A 731-nucleotide genomic window follows, 5' to 3' on the forward strand; every position below is an offset into this window, starting at 1 on the left:
GGTCCAGCCATTCGCGCACCCGCACCGTCCAGGAGGGGGTCGTCATGGATCCATGGCTGATCTGGTTGATCGTCGCGGCGGTTCTGATCGTTGCGGAGATCTTCACCCTCACCGCCGCGCTCGGAATGCTGGGTGCGGCCGCGCTGATCACGGCCGGATCCGCGGCGGCCGGACTCTCACCGCCTTTCCAGTTCCTCGTTTTCACCGTCGTCGCCACGGTCACCGTTCTCTTCGTGCGCCCCGTCGCGCTGCGTCACGTCCTCCAGCCCCAGACGGAGCGGTTCGGTGTGGACGCCCTGGTGGGCCAGGCCGCCTACGTCGTCTCCGAGGTGACGGGCATGGAGGGCCGGGTCCGTATCGGCGGTGAGGAATGGACGGCCCGTTCCTACGACGAGACGCTGGTGATTCCTCGAGGAAAGACGGTCGACGTCATGGAGATCAGTGGGTCCACCGCCCTCGTCTACCCCCGGGAGTGACCATGGAAGCCTCGGCGTTTCTCGTCGCCGGTGTGATCGTCGCGCTTCTCGCGGTGTTCACCGTGGTGCGGGCGGTGCGCATCGTGCCGCAGGCCCGCGCCCGTAATGTCGAACGGCTCGGCCGCTATCTCCGCACACTGAAACCCGGCCTCAACCTCGTCATCCCGTACATCGACCGCGTCTATCCGATGATCGATCTGCGGGAACAGGTCGTCTCCTTCAAACCGCAACCGGTCATCACCGAGGACAACCTGG

Annotated in this window: 2 protein-coding genes; both read left to right on the forward strand. The window is 65.9% G+C overall.

Annotation, left to right across the window (positions count from 1 at the left end; all coding sequences use genetic code 11):
• The first annotated feature begins 44 nt into the window (after nt 1-44).
• On the forward strand, nt 45-476 hold the full coding sequence (locus ABEA26_RS36150) for an NfeD family protein (protein ID WP_279562393.1): 432 nt from the start codon (nt 45-47) through the stop codon (nt 474-476).
• A gap of 2 nt (nt 477-478) precedes the next feature.
• On the forward strand, nt 479-731 hold a 253-nt coding region (locus tag ABEA26_RS36155), incomplete at its 3' end, for an SPFH domain-containing protein (RefSeq protein WP_345598330.1).

This window comes from Streptomyces marokkonensis (genome assembly GCF_039539045.1).
GTDB lineage: Bacteria > Actinomycetota > Actinomycetes > Streptomycetales > Streptomycetaceae > Streptomyces > Streptomyces marokkonensis.